Source organism: Ancylobacter polymorphus (assembly GCF_030813495.1).
GTDB lineage: Bacteria > Pseudomonadota > Alphaproteobacteria > Rhizobiales > Xanthobacteraceae > Ancylobacter > Ancylobacter polymorphus.
The window spans coordinates 1-15,883 of sequence record NZ_JAUSUI010000012.1 but is presented as its reverse complement, the minus strand read 5'-3'; the positions used below and the strand labels follow the sequence as shown (position 1 = coordinate 15,883).

Annotated in this window: 16 protein-coding genes, 1 tRNA gene and 1 pseudogene; 4 read left to right on the top strand and 14 right to left on the bottom strand. The window is 65.1% G+C overall.

Features of this window, described 5'->3' with window-relative positions:
* Positions 1-1,779: 1,779 nt before the first annotated feature.
* Together J2S75_RS21000 and J2S75_RS20995 are read left to right on the top strand one after the other, a co-directional pair.
* Positions 1,780-2,571 carry an RgsD C-terminal domain-containing protein gene (locus J2S75_RS21000; RefSeq protein WP_307022968.1) on the top strand — a complete coding sequence of 264 codons (792 nt, stop codon included), beginning with the start codon at positions 1,780-1,782 and terminating at the stop codon, positions 2,569-2,571.
* A 91-nt stretch (positions 2,572-2,662) separates the two neighbouring features.
* Positions 2,663-3,793 carry a DUF2336 domain-containing protein gene (locus J2S75_RS20995; protein ID WP_307022966.1) on the top strand — a complete coding sequence of 377 codons (1,131 nt, stop codon included), beginning with the start codon at positions 2,663-2,665 and terminating at the stop codon, positions 3,791-3,793.
* Positions 3,794-3,800: 7 nt separating this feature from the next.
* Here the strand turns inward: J2S75_RS20995 and J2S75_RS20990 are convergent, their stop codons facing one another.
* The 8 genes from J2S75_RS20990 to J2S75_RS20955 form a co-directional block, all read right to left on the bottom strand.
* Complete coding sequence (locus J2S75_RS20990) at positions 3,801-4,619, bottom strand: NAD kinase (protein WP_307022964.1); 819 nt, start codon at positions 4,617-4,619, stop codon at positions 3,801-3,803.
* An 88-nt stretch (positions 4,620-4,707) separates the two neighbouring features.
* The gene (locus tag J2S75_RS20985) at positions 4,708-4,953 is read right to left on the bottom strand and encodes a DUF3297 family protein (protein WP_307022962.1); all 246 of its coding nucleotides are present in this window, start codon (positions 4,951-4,953) and stop codon (positions 4,708-4,710) included.
* Between the two features lie 84 nt (positions 4,954-5,037).
* Positions 5,038-6,027: an MBL fold metallo-hydrolase gene (locus J2S75_RS20980; RefSeq protein WP_307022960.1), complete on the bottom strand. Its 990-nt coding sequence runs from the start codon at positions 6,025-6,027 to the stop codon at positions 5,038-5,040.
* 108 nt (positions 6,028-6,135) lie between these two features.
* Positions 6,136-6,729: a hypothetical protein gene (locus tag J2S75_RS20975; protein ID WP_307022958.1), complete on the bottom strand. Its 594-nt coding sequence runs from the start codon at positions 6,727-6,729 to the stop codon at positions 6,136-6,138.
* A gap of 110 nt (positions 6,730-6,839) precedes the next feature.
* Positions 6,840-7,637: an ABC transporter permease gene (locus J2S75_RS20970; protein WP_307022955.1), complete on the bottom strand. Its 798-nt coding sequence runs from the start codon at positions 7,635-7,637 to the stop codon at positions 6,840-6,842.
* Positions 7,634-8,671 (bottom strand): ABC transporter permease, encoded by a 1,038-nt coding sequence (locus tag J2S75_RS20965; RefSeq protein ID WP_307022953.1) that lies wholly within the window; start codon positions 8,669-8,671, stop codon positions 7,634-7,636. The genes J2S75_RS20970 and J2S75_RS20965 overlap by 4 nt, the downstream gene beginning before the upstream one ends.
* Complete coding sequence (locus J2S75_RS20960) at positions 8,664-9,758, bottom strand: ABC transporter ATP-binding protein (RefSeq protein ID WP_307022952.1); 1,095 nt, start codon at positions 9,756-9,758, stop codon at positions 8,664-8,666. Before J2S75_RS20960 ends, J2S75_RS20965 begins: the two co-directional genes overlap by 8 nt.
* A gap of 118 nt (positions 9,759-9,876) precedes the next feature.
* Positions 9,877-11,004, bottom strand: a complete 1,128-nt coding sequence (locus tag J2S75_RS20955; RefSeq protein ID WP_307022950.1) for an extracellular solute-binding protein — start codon at positions 11,002-11,004, stop codon at positions 9,877-9,879.
* 448 nt (positions 11,005-11,452) lie between these two features.
* Between J2S75_RS20955 and J2S75_RS20950 the strand changes: the two genes are divergently transcribed.
* A complete protein-coding gene (locus J2S75_RS20950) occupies positions 11,453-12,265 on the top strand; it encodes a TerC family protein (RefSeq protein ID WP_307022948.1) in 813 nt (270 codons plus the stop codon).
* A gap of 87 nt (positions 12,266-12,352) precedes the next feature.
* The gene (locus J2S75_RS20945) at positions 12,353-13,051 is read left to right on the top strand and encodes a sulfite oxidase-like oxidoreductase (protein ID WP_307022946.1); all 699 of its coding nucleotides are present in this window, start codon (positions 12,353-12,355) and stop codon (positions 13,049-13,051) included.
* A 35-nt stretch (positions 13,052-13,086) separates the two neighbouring features.
* Here J2S75_RS20945 and J2S75_RS20940 read toward each other — a convergent pair.
* From J2S75_RS20940 to J2S75_RS20915, 6 genes and pseudogenes are all read right to left on the bottom strand, one after another.
* Positions 13,087-13,161 (bottom strand) — tRNA-Thr (locus J2S75_RS20940).
* 86 nt (positions 13,162-13,247) lie between these two features.
* On the bottom strand, positions 13,248-14,195 hold the full coding sequence (locus J2S75_RS20935; protein ID WP_307022944.1) for a tyrosine-type recombinase/integrase: 948 nt from the start codon (positions 14,193-14,195) through the stop codon (positions 13,248-13,250).
* A 5-nt stretch (positions 14,196-14,200) separates the two neighbouring features.
* Positions 14,201-14,521 (bottom strand): helix-turn-helix domain-containing protein, encoded by a 321-nt coding sequence (locus J2S75_RS20930; protein WP_307022942.1) that lies wholly within the window; start codon positions 14,519-14,521, stop codon positions 14,201-14,203.
* Entirely contained in the window at positions 14,518-14,961 is a 444-nt protein-coding gene (locus tag J2S75_RS20925; protein ID WP_307022940.1) for a thermonuclease family protein, read from the bottom strand. Before J2S75_RS20925 ends, J2S75_RS20930 begins: the two co-directional genes overlap by 4 nt.
* Positions 14,958-15,227, bottom strand: a complete 270-nt coding sequence (locus J2S75_RS20920; RefSeq protein WP_307022938.1) for a hypothetical protein — start codon at positions 15,225-15,227, stop codon at positions 14,958-14,960. Before J2S75_RS20920 ends, J2S75_RS20925 begins: the two co-directional genes overlap by 4 nt.
* A 222-nt stretch (positions 15,228-15,449) precedes the next feature.
* A pseudogene (locus tag J2S75_RS20915) lies at positions 15,450-15,883 on the bottom strand (hypothetical protein); the annotation flags it as partial.

The following is a 15,883-nucleotide window of genomic DNA, read 5'->3' as shown; positions in this document are numbered from 1 at the left end:
AAGGCGACGAGGCAGCCGGGTGAGCCACCTCAGGGAGATACGGGGCTGGCCGTTCTCGGGCGCGAGAATGCGGCTCGGAGAATCACAACGCGATAATAACAGGGCTTGGTCACGTTCTCCCGAAGACGGGGCCATCCGCTGATCGAGAGGCGTCCTGCCGACGGATCGGAGAGACGAGCGTGAAGCTCTGCGCGCAAGCCGACTTATGAAGTTCCAGGAGGTGACTTCTCGTCAGATTGTTTCGGAGGAGACTGAACGGGCGTTCTTCTGGCGAGGCCAGGCAGTGGCCTCTCGCGTTGGGCGGGCAAGCCCTCTTGGCAGGTTCGCGGCCCTTCGATGGAAGGATCGGAACGGGTATGAAAGGCCACTTCGCAGCAGGAAGGGGATGAAGTGCTCGGCTACGCCGTTGGTCTTCGGCGTGTAGGGCCCCGTGCGGATATGTTGGATCCCAGCATCCGACGCATCGCGGAACAGTCTGGCGCTATCGCTGGCTCATGGTCGGTAGCCACTCGCTGGATACGGGCGCTGCGTGCCCGGACACGGGGCCAGGTTGGTAGGAAAAGGCACGCCGTCGCACCGCGCTGCTCCTCGGGTGGCATTTGCACACAGGCGAGAGGGGCGCAGTCGTCTATAGTCACGTGCAGGACGTGATAGCCGGCCCTTGCCGGCTCCCCACGGGTTGCCGGTGATGCGATGACCGACGCCTTTTGAAGGCGGGCGAGCTTCTTTTTGATGTCGAGATGCTGGGGGCATCCGGCCGTTCGCGCTGGTAGTGCCGCGAGGGCTCCTGCGGCGCTAGTGCGGTGAGCTTGCCGAGCGCACCCGCATCCCGCCACCGTGAAGCGGGCGAAGCTCAGCCGCAATGCGGTCTCCTTGCCGCTCAGCTGATGATCCCGTCGGAGGCGAGGCGCGACGTCCCGCCGGAACTGGCGATGGCGGCGCAGCGGAGCCTACGGTAGCTCCGATACGGAAGTCGACGCTTTGCGAGGCTTCTTTGCGGAGGGCTCTGTTCATGTCCGCTCGGAACGTCATTGCCTGCAAGTTCCGGTGAAACAGCGGAGCGCTTTTGCCGGCAGCGCTCCAGTCTCAGGCGGGGGCGCGCGCCGCTTCGTCGTGCCTTCGCGGCTTTGATTTAGGTGGCGTCGAGCACGACACGGACCGTTGGAGGACGCCGCGCAAGAGGTAGCGGCGGCTGAGGGCGCCACGCGGTCTGATCCACGCGGGAAGCCGCATCCCGTAGGGGGGCACAACAGCGCGAGCCAATCGATCTTTTCTGCGTTCCCGGATGGGCTCGAGGCAGGGGGGCGGCCATCATCGGGCATCCCGATGACTTGAATTCGCCTCTGTTTGAAGGCACCTAAAGCGCCTATGTCGCAACGTGTCCTTCCTCCCGTGCTACAGTTCCTTGGCCATACCCGGCGAGCGCTCGCGCTTGGTTCCGGCGCACCCGTTCGTCGATGTGCGGCGGTACTGAGCCTGGCCGCCATACTGCTTTCCGGCGGCGGTGTCCTGGCGCAGGTGACGCCCTCGTCGCCGACGGGGAACGTTGCGCAACTCGCCCCCTTTCAGGCGCCATCCCCAGCGCGATCACCCCAGCCTTTCACTTCGGCGCCGTTTCAGCCATCCCGCGCCATGCCTTTTGTCGGCGCGCCGGCGCCGTCTCCCCCGCCTTCGGGCGCGGCCGGGCCGGCGGCGCGCATACCCGCCACCGGACGCGCCGAGGGGGGCGACCCGCATACGATCCTGCCGCAGCCACCGGCAGGAAAGGTGGCGATCGGCATGAGTGCCCGTTTCGGCGACAAGGACGGGTTGATTCCGCGTGGTCTCGTCTGGCGCGTCTTCGCCGACCGGCCGGAAGCGTCCGGTGCCTATCCGCTGGTGGCAGAAGCGGCCGATCCCGCGCCGGTGTTCTTCCTCTCGCCCGGTGGTTATGTGGTCCATGTGGCCTATGGCCTCGCCAGCGTCGCGCGGCGCATCGTGGTCGGCGAGGAATCGCGGCGCGAGCAACTCGTCGTGCCGGCCGGTGCGGTGACGCTGCACAGCGATGTCGGCGACAAGCCGGTGCCGGCGGACAAGGTCACCTATGATTTGTTCGAGGGCAGCTTTCTGCAGGGACGGGCGTCGAGCCGCCCCTATTACCGCGGCGCAAATCCGGGAGATCTCATTATCCTGCCGGCCGGAGACTATTATGTCGTCTCCACCTATGGCGACGGCAATGCGGTGATCCAAGCGGATCTCGCGGTGGCGGCGGGCAAGGTGACGGATGCGACGCTGCACCACCGCGCGGGCGAGGTGACCCTGCGCCTGGTGAAGGTGGCCGGAGGCGACCCCATGCCCGAGACGCAATGGTCGATCGGTACGCCGGGGGGCGACAGCGTCAAGGAATCGATCAATCCCGAGCCGACCTTCGTGCTGGCGGAAGGCGAATACACGGCGGTCGCCCGCTACCAGGGAAAGACCTACTCGAAGGTGTTCACCGTCGAGACGGGCAAGAACGAGGCGGTCGAGGTACGCGTCGGCGATCAGGTGACGCCGGATGCGCTGGATGGGCAGGACGGCAGCGGCGACTGAGAGCCGGCCGCCCCGTCTTCTATGGTCAACGCTTTCTTAAGTTGCCGCGGTGCACGATCGCTGTCGTGATGAACCGGGCCGGGAGTGCGCGATGATCGTGCGGCAGTTTCTGGATTGGGCGCGGACCGCTCCGGAGGATGCGCGAGCCAAGGCGGTCGCGGCTCTGGCCCGCGCCTATGTGCGCCCCGAACTAGGCGCGACCGAGCGCGCCGAGATCGACGAGGCCCTCCCGGCGCTGGTGGCCGACCCTTCGCCGATGGTCCAGTTTCAGCTCGCTTCGGCCCTGTGCCGCCACCCTCTCGTGCCAGCTGATGTGGCGCTTCAGCTTGCGCGGCTTCCAGGCGCGGCGGGCGAGACGATGCTGGAACATTCAGCCGTACTTAATGTGCGTGAACTCATTGCCCTTTGCGCGGATGGCGAGGCCGACAAACAGCAGGCGATTGCGCGGCGGGCGAGCCTGCCGGCGCCCGTCGCCGCCTTGCTGGCGGAGGTCGGCGGTGTCGAGGCCGTGCTGGCGCTGGTGAGCAACCCGACGGCGGACGTGCCGGGCTTCGCCCTCGGTCATATCGTGTCGCGTTTTGGACGGGTGCCGGAAGTACGCGAGGCGCTGCTTGGCCGGCCGGACCTGCCGGCGGCGGCGCATCAGGCGCTGATCCGTGTGGTGGCCGGCGCGTTGTCGGCCTTTGTCGAGGAGCGCCAGTGGCTCTCCCCTCAGCAAGCCGCGAGGCTGGCGCGCGAGGCCGTTGACCAGGCCACGGTGACCCAGATCGCGGCCACGGATTTCACCCAGACCCGTGCTCTGGTTCAGGACCTGCAGGCCAGGGGCGAGTTGACCTCGGCGCTGGTGCTGCGCTCGCTGCTGTCGGGGCAGATGCGGCTTTTCCTTGAGGCGGTTTCCGTCCTCTCCGGGATCGGCGTCAACCACGTCTCGGCTCTCGCCGCCGACCGTTCGGGCGAGGCCTTCCGCGTGCTCTACGACCGGCTGGGGATGCCGCGCGGGGCGTTCATTGCCTTTCGCACCGCGCTCTGCGTCGTCCAGTCCGAAGCCTATGTCGATGATCTCGATGAGGAGCCGGGCCTACGCCTGCGCATTCTCGACGAGGTGCTCGCGGCTTATGAAGAGGCCGGTGAGAGTGCGCAGGGCAATCGCATCGTCGGCATGCTGCACCGCTGGCAGAGCGAGGCGCGCGAGCGTTCGGAACGGCAGACCCTCGCGGCATAAGCGCCGTTCAGCCGAATTGTTCGGCCAGGATACGTTCCTCGATCGAGTGATCGCGATCGACAAGCATGGTCATCGAGGAATTGGCGTCGAGCCGTGCGCGCACCGCCACCACGTCGCGCACTTCGAAATGATCGGCCGTTGCATTCACCGGACGCTTCTCGAACTCCATCACCGCAATGTCGACGCGGGCGCGGTCGGGCACGAGCGCCCCGCGCCAGCGGCGCGGCCGGAAGGCGGAAATGGGGGTGACCGCCAGAAGTGGCGTGCCGATGGGAAGAATCGGGCCCTGAGCGGAGAGGTTATAGGCCGTTGATCCTGCCGGCGTCGCCACGAGAACGCCGTCGCAGATCAACTCCTCCATCCGCACCTTGCCGTCGATGGCGATGCGCAGCTTCGCCGCCTGATAGGATTGGCGGATAAGCGACACTTCATTGATGGCCCAGGCGCGGTGCTGGCGCCCTTTAATGTCGGTCGCTTCCATCATCAACGGATGGATCACCACCCGCTGCGATGCGGCGATACGCGCGGGCAGGTCCTCCTCGCGAAAACTGTTCATGAGGAAGCCGACCGAACCGCGATTCATACCGTAGATCGGCGTGCCGCTGTCGCGGAAGCGGTGCAGCGTCTGCAGCATGAAGCCGTCGCCGCCAAGCGCGACGACGACATCGGCGTCTTCCGCCGGCACGGTGCCATAGCGCGCCGCGAGCCGGCCTTGGGCCTGGAGCGCGTCCGGCGCCTCACTGGCCACGAAGGCGATGCGGGTCAAGGCGGTTGACGCGTCAACCTCGGCATGACTCGGACCGGCGGGGCGGGCGACTTCGTTCATGCGGACTGCCCGATGGCTGAGATGGCAAGGCCGGAAGGCGGCGACGGCACCGATGTCTATACGTATGCACCGTGCGCCGTCGAGACGCTTACTCGTCCGGCGTGCGCAGATAGGGCTCGACCGGGCCCACCAGCTTGACCGTCATCGGATTGCCGGCACGGTCCTTGGCCTTGCCGACCGAGACGCGGATCCAGCCCTCGCTGACGCAATATTCCTCTACGTTGGTCTTCTCCGCGCCCTTGAAGCGGATGCCGACGCCGCGTTCCAGCAGCTCCGCATTGTGGAACGGGCTGTTCGGGTCGCTCGACAGGCGATCGGGAAGAGTATCGGACATGGACGGTCCTCGGTTCAGAAACAGGTGGGGCGAGACATAGCCCCGCCCCGCCGGTCTTGCCAAGTCACGACCTGCCGGCCGGCGTCAGAGCACCGGGCGCCACAGCGCCGGAACGACGGCGTAGCCCTCGCCCTCCTTCCGGATAAAACCGGTGGCGGGGAAGGGGTAGTGGTAGCCGGTGAGCTGGAGCCGTTCCGCCGCCACCATGTCGTAGATGCGGCGACGGGTCTGCACGGCCTTCGGCCCGTCCATATCGAACTGCACCTGCCATTCCGGGTGGGGAGCGAAGAGAATCGGTGTGTTGGTTGTGTCGGACTGGATGAACAGCCGCTCATTGCCCGAGGCGAAGATGAAGGCGGTGTGGCCGGGTGTATGCCCAGAGGCATCGACACTCGTCAGGCCAGGGATGATCTCCTTATCCCAGCCATAGCGGTTGACCTTGCTGTCGATGTCCTTGAACACCCGGCGCACATTGGTGAAATTGCCCTTCAGCGCTTCCGGCGCGCGGCTCATCTCGCCTTCGTCCATCCAGAAGGCCCATTCAGCCTCGGGCACCAGAATCTCGGCATTGGGGAAGGCGAGCCCGCCATCGGCGGCGCGCAGGCCGTTAATGTGGTCGCCGTGGAAATGGGAGATGACCACCGTCTCGATGTCCGCCGGCTTGACGCCCGCCCAGGCCAGATTGGCCTGCAGCCGCCCGACCGGCGCATTGCCGGACTGGGGACCATTGCCGGTGTCGATGAGAATGAGCTTGCCGCCATTATTGATGAGCAGCGGATTGAACGGGATCGACATTGTGTCCTTCGGCTGGAAGGCGGCTTCCAGCGCGGCATTGATCTCCTCGCGGGAGGCGTTGCGCACGAAGCCGTCGGCCAGCGGGAAGGTTCGCATGCCGTCATTCACGGCGGTCATCTCGGCTGTGCCAACACGGTAGCGATAGAGTCCAGGTACCTGCTGGCCTGTGACGGTTTGTGCTGCGGCTGGGGAGACACTTGCGAGCAGCGGCAGGGCGGCGGGCATCGCGGCGAGGCCTGCGGCACCGGCAAGCGCATGGCGGCGGGACATCTGGCTCATCGCTGGCTCCGTTACGTTGGCGTAAGGTCGTGGGGGATGCCGCAGGCTAGTGCCGCAGCGCGAGCCCGTCACGACGAGTGCCATCACGTTCGGGTGATGATAGCCGGCTCAGAACTTGTGCTTGAAGCCAAGCTCGATGCCGTTATAGGCGGGCTCGCCATCGGTCCAGTCGCGCTCGATGAAAAGCGTGATGGCGGTATGGTCGGTGGCCCAATAGCTGATGCCGGTGGCGATTTCGGGCGTGTTGTAATCGTTGGCCGTGTCGAAGGCATTGCGGTAGCGCAGCTTGAACGCGGTCCAGGTGAACTGCTTGGTGATCGGTATGTCGGCCGCGACGCTGAAGAAATAGTAAGGGAAATTTCTGGGATCGTCCGACTCGATGAAATGTTGGCCGATGCCGGCCATGCCCGTCAGGGCGAAGGCGCCGAAATTGTGCGTGTAGCCGACGGATGCGTCGACATTGACCTTGTAGTCGGTGGTTCGCGCCGTGTCGTAGTACTTTCCATTCGCGGCAATGATGAAATGGTTGTCGAAGGTGTGGGCGATGCCGAGCCCCCAGTCGGTTCCTTTGGTATCGCTGAAATCGTCCGGGACGCGCTCTGTCGTCACGTTGCCGGAAAGTGTGGTGCTGCCGGCAAGGGCCGGCGTCAGCGGTAAAACGCAGAGAAAAAGACAGGAAGCGGCGAGGGTGCCGGCGCGCATGAACTAACCCCAAAGGTTGTTGTTCGGAGCGTGCGCGACATCGGAGGCCCCGAATTATCGGGTCCCGGCGTGTAGCCAGTAATTCGAGTTATGTCGAAGCTGCAGCTGCCTCAGGTCTTCGGCTTTTGCTTCAGAACGACATAGGTTATGGCGGCGACCAGGGTCAGCGCCACGAAGATCACGCCCACGACGTTGATCACCGGCGAGAGCCCGAAGCGCAGCCTCGAAGCGATCTCGGTGACAAGAGTCCACTCGCCTCCGATGGCGAACACCGTGGTGTTGTAGTTCTCGAACGATTGCAGGAATGCGACGACGGCGGCGGTGAAGCAGGTCGGTGCGAGGAAGGGCAGGGTGATGCGGCGAAACACCAGCGTGTGGCTGGCGCCGAGATCGAGCGCGGCTTCCTCCAGCGTGCGATCCTGTCGCTGCAGCCGGGCGAGAAAGAGCAGCATGGCGTAGGAGGCGATGAAGCTGGACTGCGCCATGACGGCGACGAACAGGCCGCCCGGCACGCCGAATTCACGCCAGAAGATCAGGCTCGAGATGCCGAGGATGATACCCGGCGTCAGCACCGGCGAGACCAGCACGGAATAGAGCATCGTGCCGGAACGCTGTCCCAGCCGCGTCAGGATCAGTGCCCCCGACAGGCCCGCCGGGATCGAGACGACGATCACCCCGAGCGCGACCAGTACGGAGTTCACCAACCCCTGCAGCAGCCGCTGGTCATGAGCAAGGGCGACGAACCATTTGAGGGTAAAGCCCTGCCATTGTGTTACCGAGGGGTAGTCGAAGGAATTGAACGCCGCCGCCGACATCACCGCCAGAGGCAGGAAGAGGTAGAGGACGAAAAGGCCGATATAGATGTTCAGCACCAGCCGCGCGCCGGCACTCTCGGTGGCGGTGCTCATTTCGCGATGTCCCTCAGCCCGACGCCGAACAGGCGCATCATCAGGAGGATGAAGGCGGTGCAGACCACGAGCAGCGACACGGCATAGGCCGAACCCATGTTCCAGTTGTTCGCCTCATAGAACTGCCGGTAGACGAGCTGGCTGAACCAGTCGCCGCCCTGGCCGCGCGTCATGATCGCCGGCACGGAATAGGAGCCGGCCGACAGCATGAAGGTCATGATGCAACCCACCGCGATGCCGGGCTTTGCGTGCGGGATGATGACGCGGCGGTGGATGCGCAGCGTCGAGGCGCCGAGGTCGCGTGCGGCCTCGATCTGGTTGCGGTCCAGTGTCTCCAGCGTGTTCACCATCGGGAACACCATGAACAGGACATAGGTGTAGATCATCGCCAGGAAGACGGCCGAGGGATTTTCAAGGAACGGGATCCACTCGCGCGCGTCGAGATTGATGAACCCCATCCATTGCAGCACGCCGTTGATGACGCCGCGATAGTCCAGGATCATCAGCCAGGCATAGACGCGCAGCAATTCGTTGATCGCGTAGGGGACGATCAGCGCGACCATCAGGATGATCGCCTTGCGTGGGCCACTCGCCAGCGCCACGACATAGGCGACGGGGTAGCAGACGACGAGCGCCAGTGCCGTCACCAACAGAGCGTAGAAGATGGTGCGCACGAAGATGTAGAAATGCAGGCCGCTCATGCGGGTGAAGTTGGCGATGCCGTAGCTCTTCGGCGGGTTCTTCTCCTGCGCTTCCAGCGTGGCGATCTCAGCCTGCTTCTCCGAGACGCTCTGGTCGAGGATCGCCTTCTTCGCCGGGTCGGTTTCGCTTTGCCGGTCGAGCTCCATCAGCGAGATGTCATTGTAGAGCCGGTCGATGGTGAGCGACACGTCGCCCTTTGATTCCCGCCACCACAGCGACTGCTCGACCATGGCCCCCAGCGGCACCAGAATCAGCACGAGTACCCAGGCGACGGCGATGCCGACAATGACCGCGGCGAGGGGGCGGCCATAGGCGCGGGCGAGGCTACCCATGAGCGAGTGCTCCCACGGGGTAGATGAGCGCATCATCGATACCGAAAGACAAGGTAAGTTCGTCCGGCAACTCGCGCACCAATGGGCCGTTCGGCACGGTGACGGTGAGCGTCTGACCGGCGGCGGCGCATTGCAGATGCACCGACGCACCTTCCAGGCTGCGGGCCGCGAGACGGACGGCCACGGTGTTTGCATCCGTGCCGCCGAGAGCGATGCGCTCGGGGCGGACGAGAAGCAGTGCGTCCTCGCCGACGCGAAGCGGGCCCTTCACCCGCCCCTCCAGTCGGCCGATGGAGGTGTCGACCACCGCCCGTGTATCGGCGACGCCGGCCACTGTGCCTCGGAGCACATTCTGCTCGCCGACGAACGTAGCGACAAAGGGTGTCGCGGGATCGGCATAGAGCGTATCAGCGTCCGCGACCTGCTCGAGCTTGCCGCGGCTCATCACCGCCACGCGGTCGGACATGGCGAGCGCTTCGCCCTGGTCGTGGGTAATGTAGATGAAGGTGATGCCCACCCGCTTCTGGATGGCGCGCAGTTCGCTGCGCATGTGCTGGCGCAGCTTGAGGTCGAGCGCGGAGAGCGGTTCGTCCAGCAGCAGCACGGCCGGCTCCACTGCGAGCGCTCGGGCGATAGCGACGCGCTGGCGCTGGCCACCGGAGAGGTCCGCCGGCTTCTTGTCGCCATAACCGCCAAGCGCCACGAGTTCGAGGAGTTCCTGCGCGCGCTTCAGCCGCTCGGCCTTGCGCATGCCGCGTGCTTCCAACCCGAAGGCGACGTTCTCGGCCACGCTCATCAAGGGGAAGAGTGCGAGATTCTGGAATATCAGGGCGGTAGGGCGCTCATTCGGGCCCTTGCCCGCCATGTCCTCGCCGCCGATCAGCACCCGGCCGGCGGTAGGCTCGATGAAGCCGGAAATGGTGCGCAGCAATGTGGTCTTGCCGCAGCCGGAGGGCCCGAGAATAGAGAAGAACTCGCCCGCGTGAATGGAAAGATCGGTCGGCTGCACGGCAGTGGAATCGCCGAAGCGGATCGACACCTTGTCGAGACGCACGTCTTTGCCGCGTAGCGGGGTCGTATCAGCCATGGTGGGTCCGTCCTGGCCGGTCCGTCCGGCCGTCCACGTCATACAGGCAATCCGCCGGGGCGGCAGGCATCCCCGAGCGAGGCCCGGAGATGCCGTGGTGTCGTGCGAGACCGCCGTATCAGCTGTTGGTCAGCTTCTCGACATACTCGCCGCGCAGCTTGGCGTAGAAGTCCGTCTGCATCGGCCACCAGAACAGGTTGTCTATGGTGCCGGCCGGATAGGCCGCGTCGAACGCCGCCCGGGCTTCCTCGGAGAGGAACTGCTGGGCGCCGGCGGCGCAGCTGTTGTAGCCGGTGGTGTTGGCGAAGCGGGCGCCGACTTCCGGCTGGTAGAGGAAGTTGGCAAAAGCGTAGGCCTGCTCGACATTCGCGGCGCCCGAGGGGATGCCGAGCGTGTCGGTCCAGGCAAGGCCGCCTTCCTTCGGCATGCCGTAGCTCCACTTCTTGTCGGTGTTGCGGTGGAGCAGGATGCCGGTCGTATCCCAGGTCTGGCCGATGGTGCAGCCGGCGTCGGTGAAGGCGGCAGTCGCCTCGGTGGCGTTGTTCCAGTAGGCGCCGATATTGCCCTTATGGGCGAGGATGTACTTGAGCACGCCCTCGAAGACGCGGCGTGAATCAGCCTCGGACTTGTAGAGGTCGAGGCCGCGGTCCGACTTCAGCTCGCCAGTGGCGTCGAGATAGAGCGCGACGCCATTGAAAACCGACTTCTGGCGGATGGCGGTCTGCTTCGGGTGGTCGGCGAGCCACATGTCGCCATAGGAGATTTCGCCGGACTTCTTGCCGGGGAACTTGGTGGAATCCCAGGTGATGCCCTCGGTGCCCCAGTCAAACGGCACGAGATAGCGCTTGCCGCGATAGGCCGCGCCGAGCTTGAGCGAGTTGCGGTAGATCGAGGGAATGATCAGGGAGGACTGGAACTTCGCCTCGTCGATCGGCTGGAGCAGATTGTCCTTGTAGTAGTTGGGGCCGGTGTCGACCGACGGGAAGATGATGTCAAAGCCCTTGCCGCCGGCGGCGCGCAGCTTGTTCTCGCATTCTTCATTGGAACCGTAGGTCGACAGATTCACCTTGACGCCAGTGGCATTGGTGAAGTCGGCCAGCAGCGTGTTCTTGTCGAAATAGTCGCCCCAGGCATAGACGTTGAGCGAGCCGGAGGTGGCGAGCGCGTCGTGGGCGCGGAGCACGGCGGGCGCGGCGATCGCGAAGGCGCCGACCTTCATCAGGTCGCGACGAGAAAAGCGGGTCATCAGTACCTCCCTTTGCCCCCGGAGGGCGAAACGGCGTTCGCTCTAGTTCGGGGCGATGAACGGACGATGACACGGTAAATCCGCGCACGAAAGTCACTGTCGTAAATCACCAACTGCCTGTCGTCATGGTTCAGCGTCAGCAACCCCTGGCCGCACAGAGGGGAAATCGAATGATTTGGCAGGGTGCGACAATCTGTCATGCAGAGGATGGATGGCATTGATGCGCGCCTGCCTTAGTTTCTCACGACCCGTTGATCCGGGCCCCTCTGACGCGAGCCGCCGGCGTTCGCGTGATGTCGGATCGCTTTCCGACGTCGCGCCGGCAGGATTGTCTCGCAGATGATTATTTTACCCCCGTCTCGATCCGAACGGCCCGTTGGTGCGTTAATGCGCCGCGCGGTCATGGCTGCGCCGACCCGTCTCTTGGCGATCTCTGGGGAGTGATCCGGTGGAATATTTGATGGAACTTGCCGCCAGCCCGGCGGCCTGGGCAGCGCTTGTTACGCTTGTCGCCATGGAAGTCGTGCTCGGCATCGACAACCTGCTGTTCATCTCGATCCTGACCAACAAGCTACCTGAAGATATCCGGCCTCGCGCCCGGCGGATTGGCATCGGTCTGGCGCTGGTCATGCGTCTCGGCCTGCTCAGCACCATCGCCATCATCGTCACCCTGGTCGAGCCGGTGTTCTCCGTTTTCGGCCATCCCTTCTCCTGGCGCGACATCATCCTGATCGCCGGCGGCCTGTTCCTGGTGTGGAAGGCGACCAAGGAGATTCATCACAGCATGGCGCCGCATGACGAACAGGAGGCGTCCCTCGGGGGCACCCTGCAGGTCAGCTTCAGCGCGGCCATTGTGCAGATCCTGATCCTCGACCTCGTCTTCTCGGTCGACAGCATCATCACGGCGGTCGGCATGACCGAGCACATTCCGATCATGGTCATCGCCGTCGTGTTTGCGGTCCTCACAATGCTGTTCGCTGCCGGCCCGCTGGCGAATTTCATCAACCGCAACCCGTCCATCGTGATGCTCGCGCTCGGCTTCCTGCTGCTCATCGGCACGACGCTGATCGCGGAAGGTTTCGGCGCCCATGTTTCGAAGGGCTACATCTATGCCGCCATGGCGTTCTCGGCCTTGGTGGAAGGCCTGAACATGCTTCAGCGCAAGCGCCGGCCGACAACGGCGGGGCAGGCCGTTGCGGGGCATCATCACAGCCCCGCGCCCGACGCGCCGCCTGCCGAACACAGCCGCGTGAATGCCTGAATGTGAAGGGGTGGCGTGGGAAAGGAAAAGCCCGCGCCGCCGGACACTGCTAGGATCGGGCGTCCCTCCAGAGAAGGAGCCCGGTCCATGGCGGACACACCCGAGCCGCATCTCCCCGTTGATGAGAGCGGGGACCTCCCGCCCGACAGCAAGCTCACCCGCACCAAGCGTGCCTGGGCACGGGCCGGCAAATTTCTCACCGGCCGTGTCGCCCGCCCGGAAGAGGACCGGTTGCCTCCCGGCCAGCATCTCGTGCGCGACTGGCCGGTGCTCGACCTCGGTATGCAGCCGCGTATCGCACTTGATCGCTGGCGGCTCGACGTAACGGGTGAGGTGGAGCATCCCGTCTCCTGGGACTGGGCGACCTTCCGCGCGCAGAAACAGACCCGCGAAACGACGGATATTCACTGCGTTACCACGTGGTCGCGCTACGATAATCACTGGGAAGGCCTCGCCACCCGTGACCTGCTCGATGTGGTGATGCCGCGTGAGACCGCGCGCTTCGTGCTTCTCCACTCCTATGACGGCTACATCACCAATCTGGCGCTGGAGGACTTCGCGGCCGAGGACGCTCTCATCGTCCACAGCTGGGAGGACAAACCGCTCACCATCGAGCATGGCGGCCCGGCGCGGCTGGTCGTGCCGCATCTCTACTTCTGGAAAAGCGCCAAATGGCTGAAGAAGATCGAGTTTGTCGTCGCCGACAAGCGCGGCTTCTGGGAGGAGAACGGCTATCACAACCACGCCGACCCTTGGCGGGAAGAGCGCTATTCCGACGAGGAATGAGGAGCGTTCTGGCGCGCGCCTGCCAGGATGCTGGATGGTGCCGGCTGAGGGGATCGAACCCCCGACCTTCGGTTTACAAAACCGCTGCACTACCGCTGTGCTAAGCCGGCATTAAGCGCACATTCCCAAGGCGTATCAAAGTCTTAGTCGATACTCCGCACGGCGCAGACCGATGGTCATGTGTCGTGCTTTGTGCCTATCCCTTCCGGGCGCTCACAATCGCTTCTTCGCCCAACGCGGCGCGAGGGTCAAGCCTTCCGCGCTTGGCGGCTTCAGCCTCCTCGGGCGTCAGGAAGTCGAGATAGAGCTCGGTCGTCTTCACCGAGGAGTGCCGAAGATGCTCCTTGAGGGTGTAGATGTCACCGCCATCCCGCAGGAACTCCACGGCGTAGAGGTGGCGCATGTCGTGGAAGCGGAAACCCCGGAACGCACGCCCCTCTTTCTGTGCCGCCTTCTGTGCCGCCCGCCGTGCGCGTGAATAGACGAACGCGGCCTGGGCGATCGGCTTGCCGTTGACGTGGAAGATGTTGTCGCACAGCAGCGATGCCGGCTGCCGCTCGAAGATCGCTGCAGCCTCCTCGGACAGCGATATCGCCCGCTGCTTGTTCCCCTTGCCGCGCACCAGCAGGCTGCGGCCGGCGACGTTGAACTGCTTCCGCGTCGCTCGCACGAGCTCATCCTGCCGCATGCCGGTGGCGCGGGCAGCGCGCAGCATGTCGGCATAGGCTGGCGCCAGGCGGGACAGGACGAATCGATAATCGTCTTCGTCCGGCAAGACGATGGGGTCGCGGTTCTCCTTGAGCCGCCGCATCTTGTCGAGCGCCGGATTGCCCTCTCGCCAGCCCTCATCCTCCGAGAAGTCGAGCAGCGACGAGATCGCCATCAGGTCGCGTCGGATCGTGGCGTTGGTCACGCCGCCAGCACGCCGCGTCGCGACGAAGCGGTTGATCTCGGCCTTCCCGATATCGCAGATCGGCATGCCGGCAAGCGAGCGGCCGGCGATGACGAGCGAATCGGCGTAGCGTTTCACCGTGCGCGGCGATCCAACCTGCTGCCGGATATAGCTCGCCCAGGCGACGATGGCGTCTTCCCAAAGCCGCTGCTCCTCGCCGAACTTGGCGCGGCCGACGGCCTTCTCCCTCATCTCGGCTACACGCTTCGCCGCAACTCGCGGAGAGCTTGTTCGCAGGCTCTCGCGGACTTCGTTGCCTGCAACGGTAAACCGCGCCCAGAGCGTTTCCCCTCGCCAGTAGCAGTGCTTCGGGGCCGTCGGTCTTTCTGGCATTGCGTTCGCTCCTTGATCCATGATCGCAGCGCGGATTCATCGAAGGTCCAGAGCCCGCCGATCTTGGCCGCCCCTGGAACCTCGCCGCGCGCCGCCAAGGCTTGCACGGTGCGAACCTCAACGCCAAGGATGCCGGCCGCTGCATCGGCCCGGATGCGCTCGAAGACGATGGCCTTGCGCTTCATCCCGCCTCCCCACACCATCCGGCGCGGCGGGGACACCGCCCACCGGGGCAGTCGTAGCGACGCGCCAAGCCGGCGCCGATCATCGCTGCTGTCACATCGCGGCCGGCGGCCTTGATGGTCGCGAGCGTCCGGCCGTAGCGGTCCGGGCGGGGAAGGCGGGTTACGATCAGGCAGCGCCGCGCATCGGCCCGGCCAAGATCCCCGCACGCCGCCGACAGCAGCCGGATCAGCGCTGCCTTTGCCTCCAGTCCGCGCCGCAGCTCGGCATCGCATTTCGCCTGCCGTGTCTCGGGCGTGTCCATGCCGACGATCCGCACGACCTCTCGCGACCGGCCTGGAGCGGTCAGGACGATGGTGTCGCCGTCGGTGACGTAGATGCCGGCGAGAGCAGGGCCGACGGCGAGAGCCAGCGTTGCGGCGAGAATGAGCCTTGCGATCACCGGCCATCCTCCTGGGGGAGAGCGGCGCGGGTGGCGGCGCGCCGTTGAACTTCCGCCAGCATGTCAGGGTGCATGTGGAAGACGCCGCCGATCAGGTATGCCTTCGGGTCTGGCACAATGCGGTAAGCGACGTTCTGGCGGTGCCCCTGCCGGCGGCGCCTGATCGCCCGTGAAGGGGACCTGACGCCAGTCCAATCCTCGACAGTGACGGTCAGGTAAGGGCACGTGACGATCTTCTGCCCGTAAAGCATCGCGTCAGGTCGCATCCCCGCCTCCCTGTGCGCTGGGAGGGGCGGGGAAGACGACCCGGATATGATCAGGGCCGCCCCACACGGCCGCTACCCGCTCCCGCCCTTCTCCGCCGTAGATGACGCAATCTTGCCGACGCGGTCGGTTCCCATCTGCGAACCCGGCGCGCCGATACACTGCGATCAGCCCCGGCACGCGCCAGATATCTTCTCCTTCGGCGTTCAGCACCGTGATCTTCATCACTCCGCCTCCCCCTTGTCGGCGAGTGCGCGGATCGCGGCGGCGATATCGGGCAAGAGCAGCGCAATCATGCGCAGCTGCGTGTCAACCTCCGGGATGCGTCCGTTCTGTTGAGCAAGGATCCGCTTGCATTCCGCCTCAACGATACGGGCCGCTTCCGCCACCGCCTCTCTCCTCGCCTCGGCGCGCACCGTGGCGGCGTCGAGGGGGTGGGTGTAGAGGGGGCGCTCTTCTGTCTGATAGACGGACGCGCGCAGTTCTGGCGCCCGCCCATCCGCCCACGAAGACCATTGCGCTGCGGCGGGGCTATCGCTGTTCGGCGCTCGGAACCGCCACTGCCACGCCACCGGCTCCACCTCAGCGCCCGGCGCGGCAGGAGAGGCGGCGAGCATGGCGCGGTAGACTTCAAAGGCGACGTCGCACCCGAAGCCAA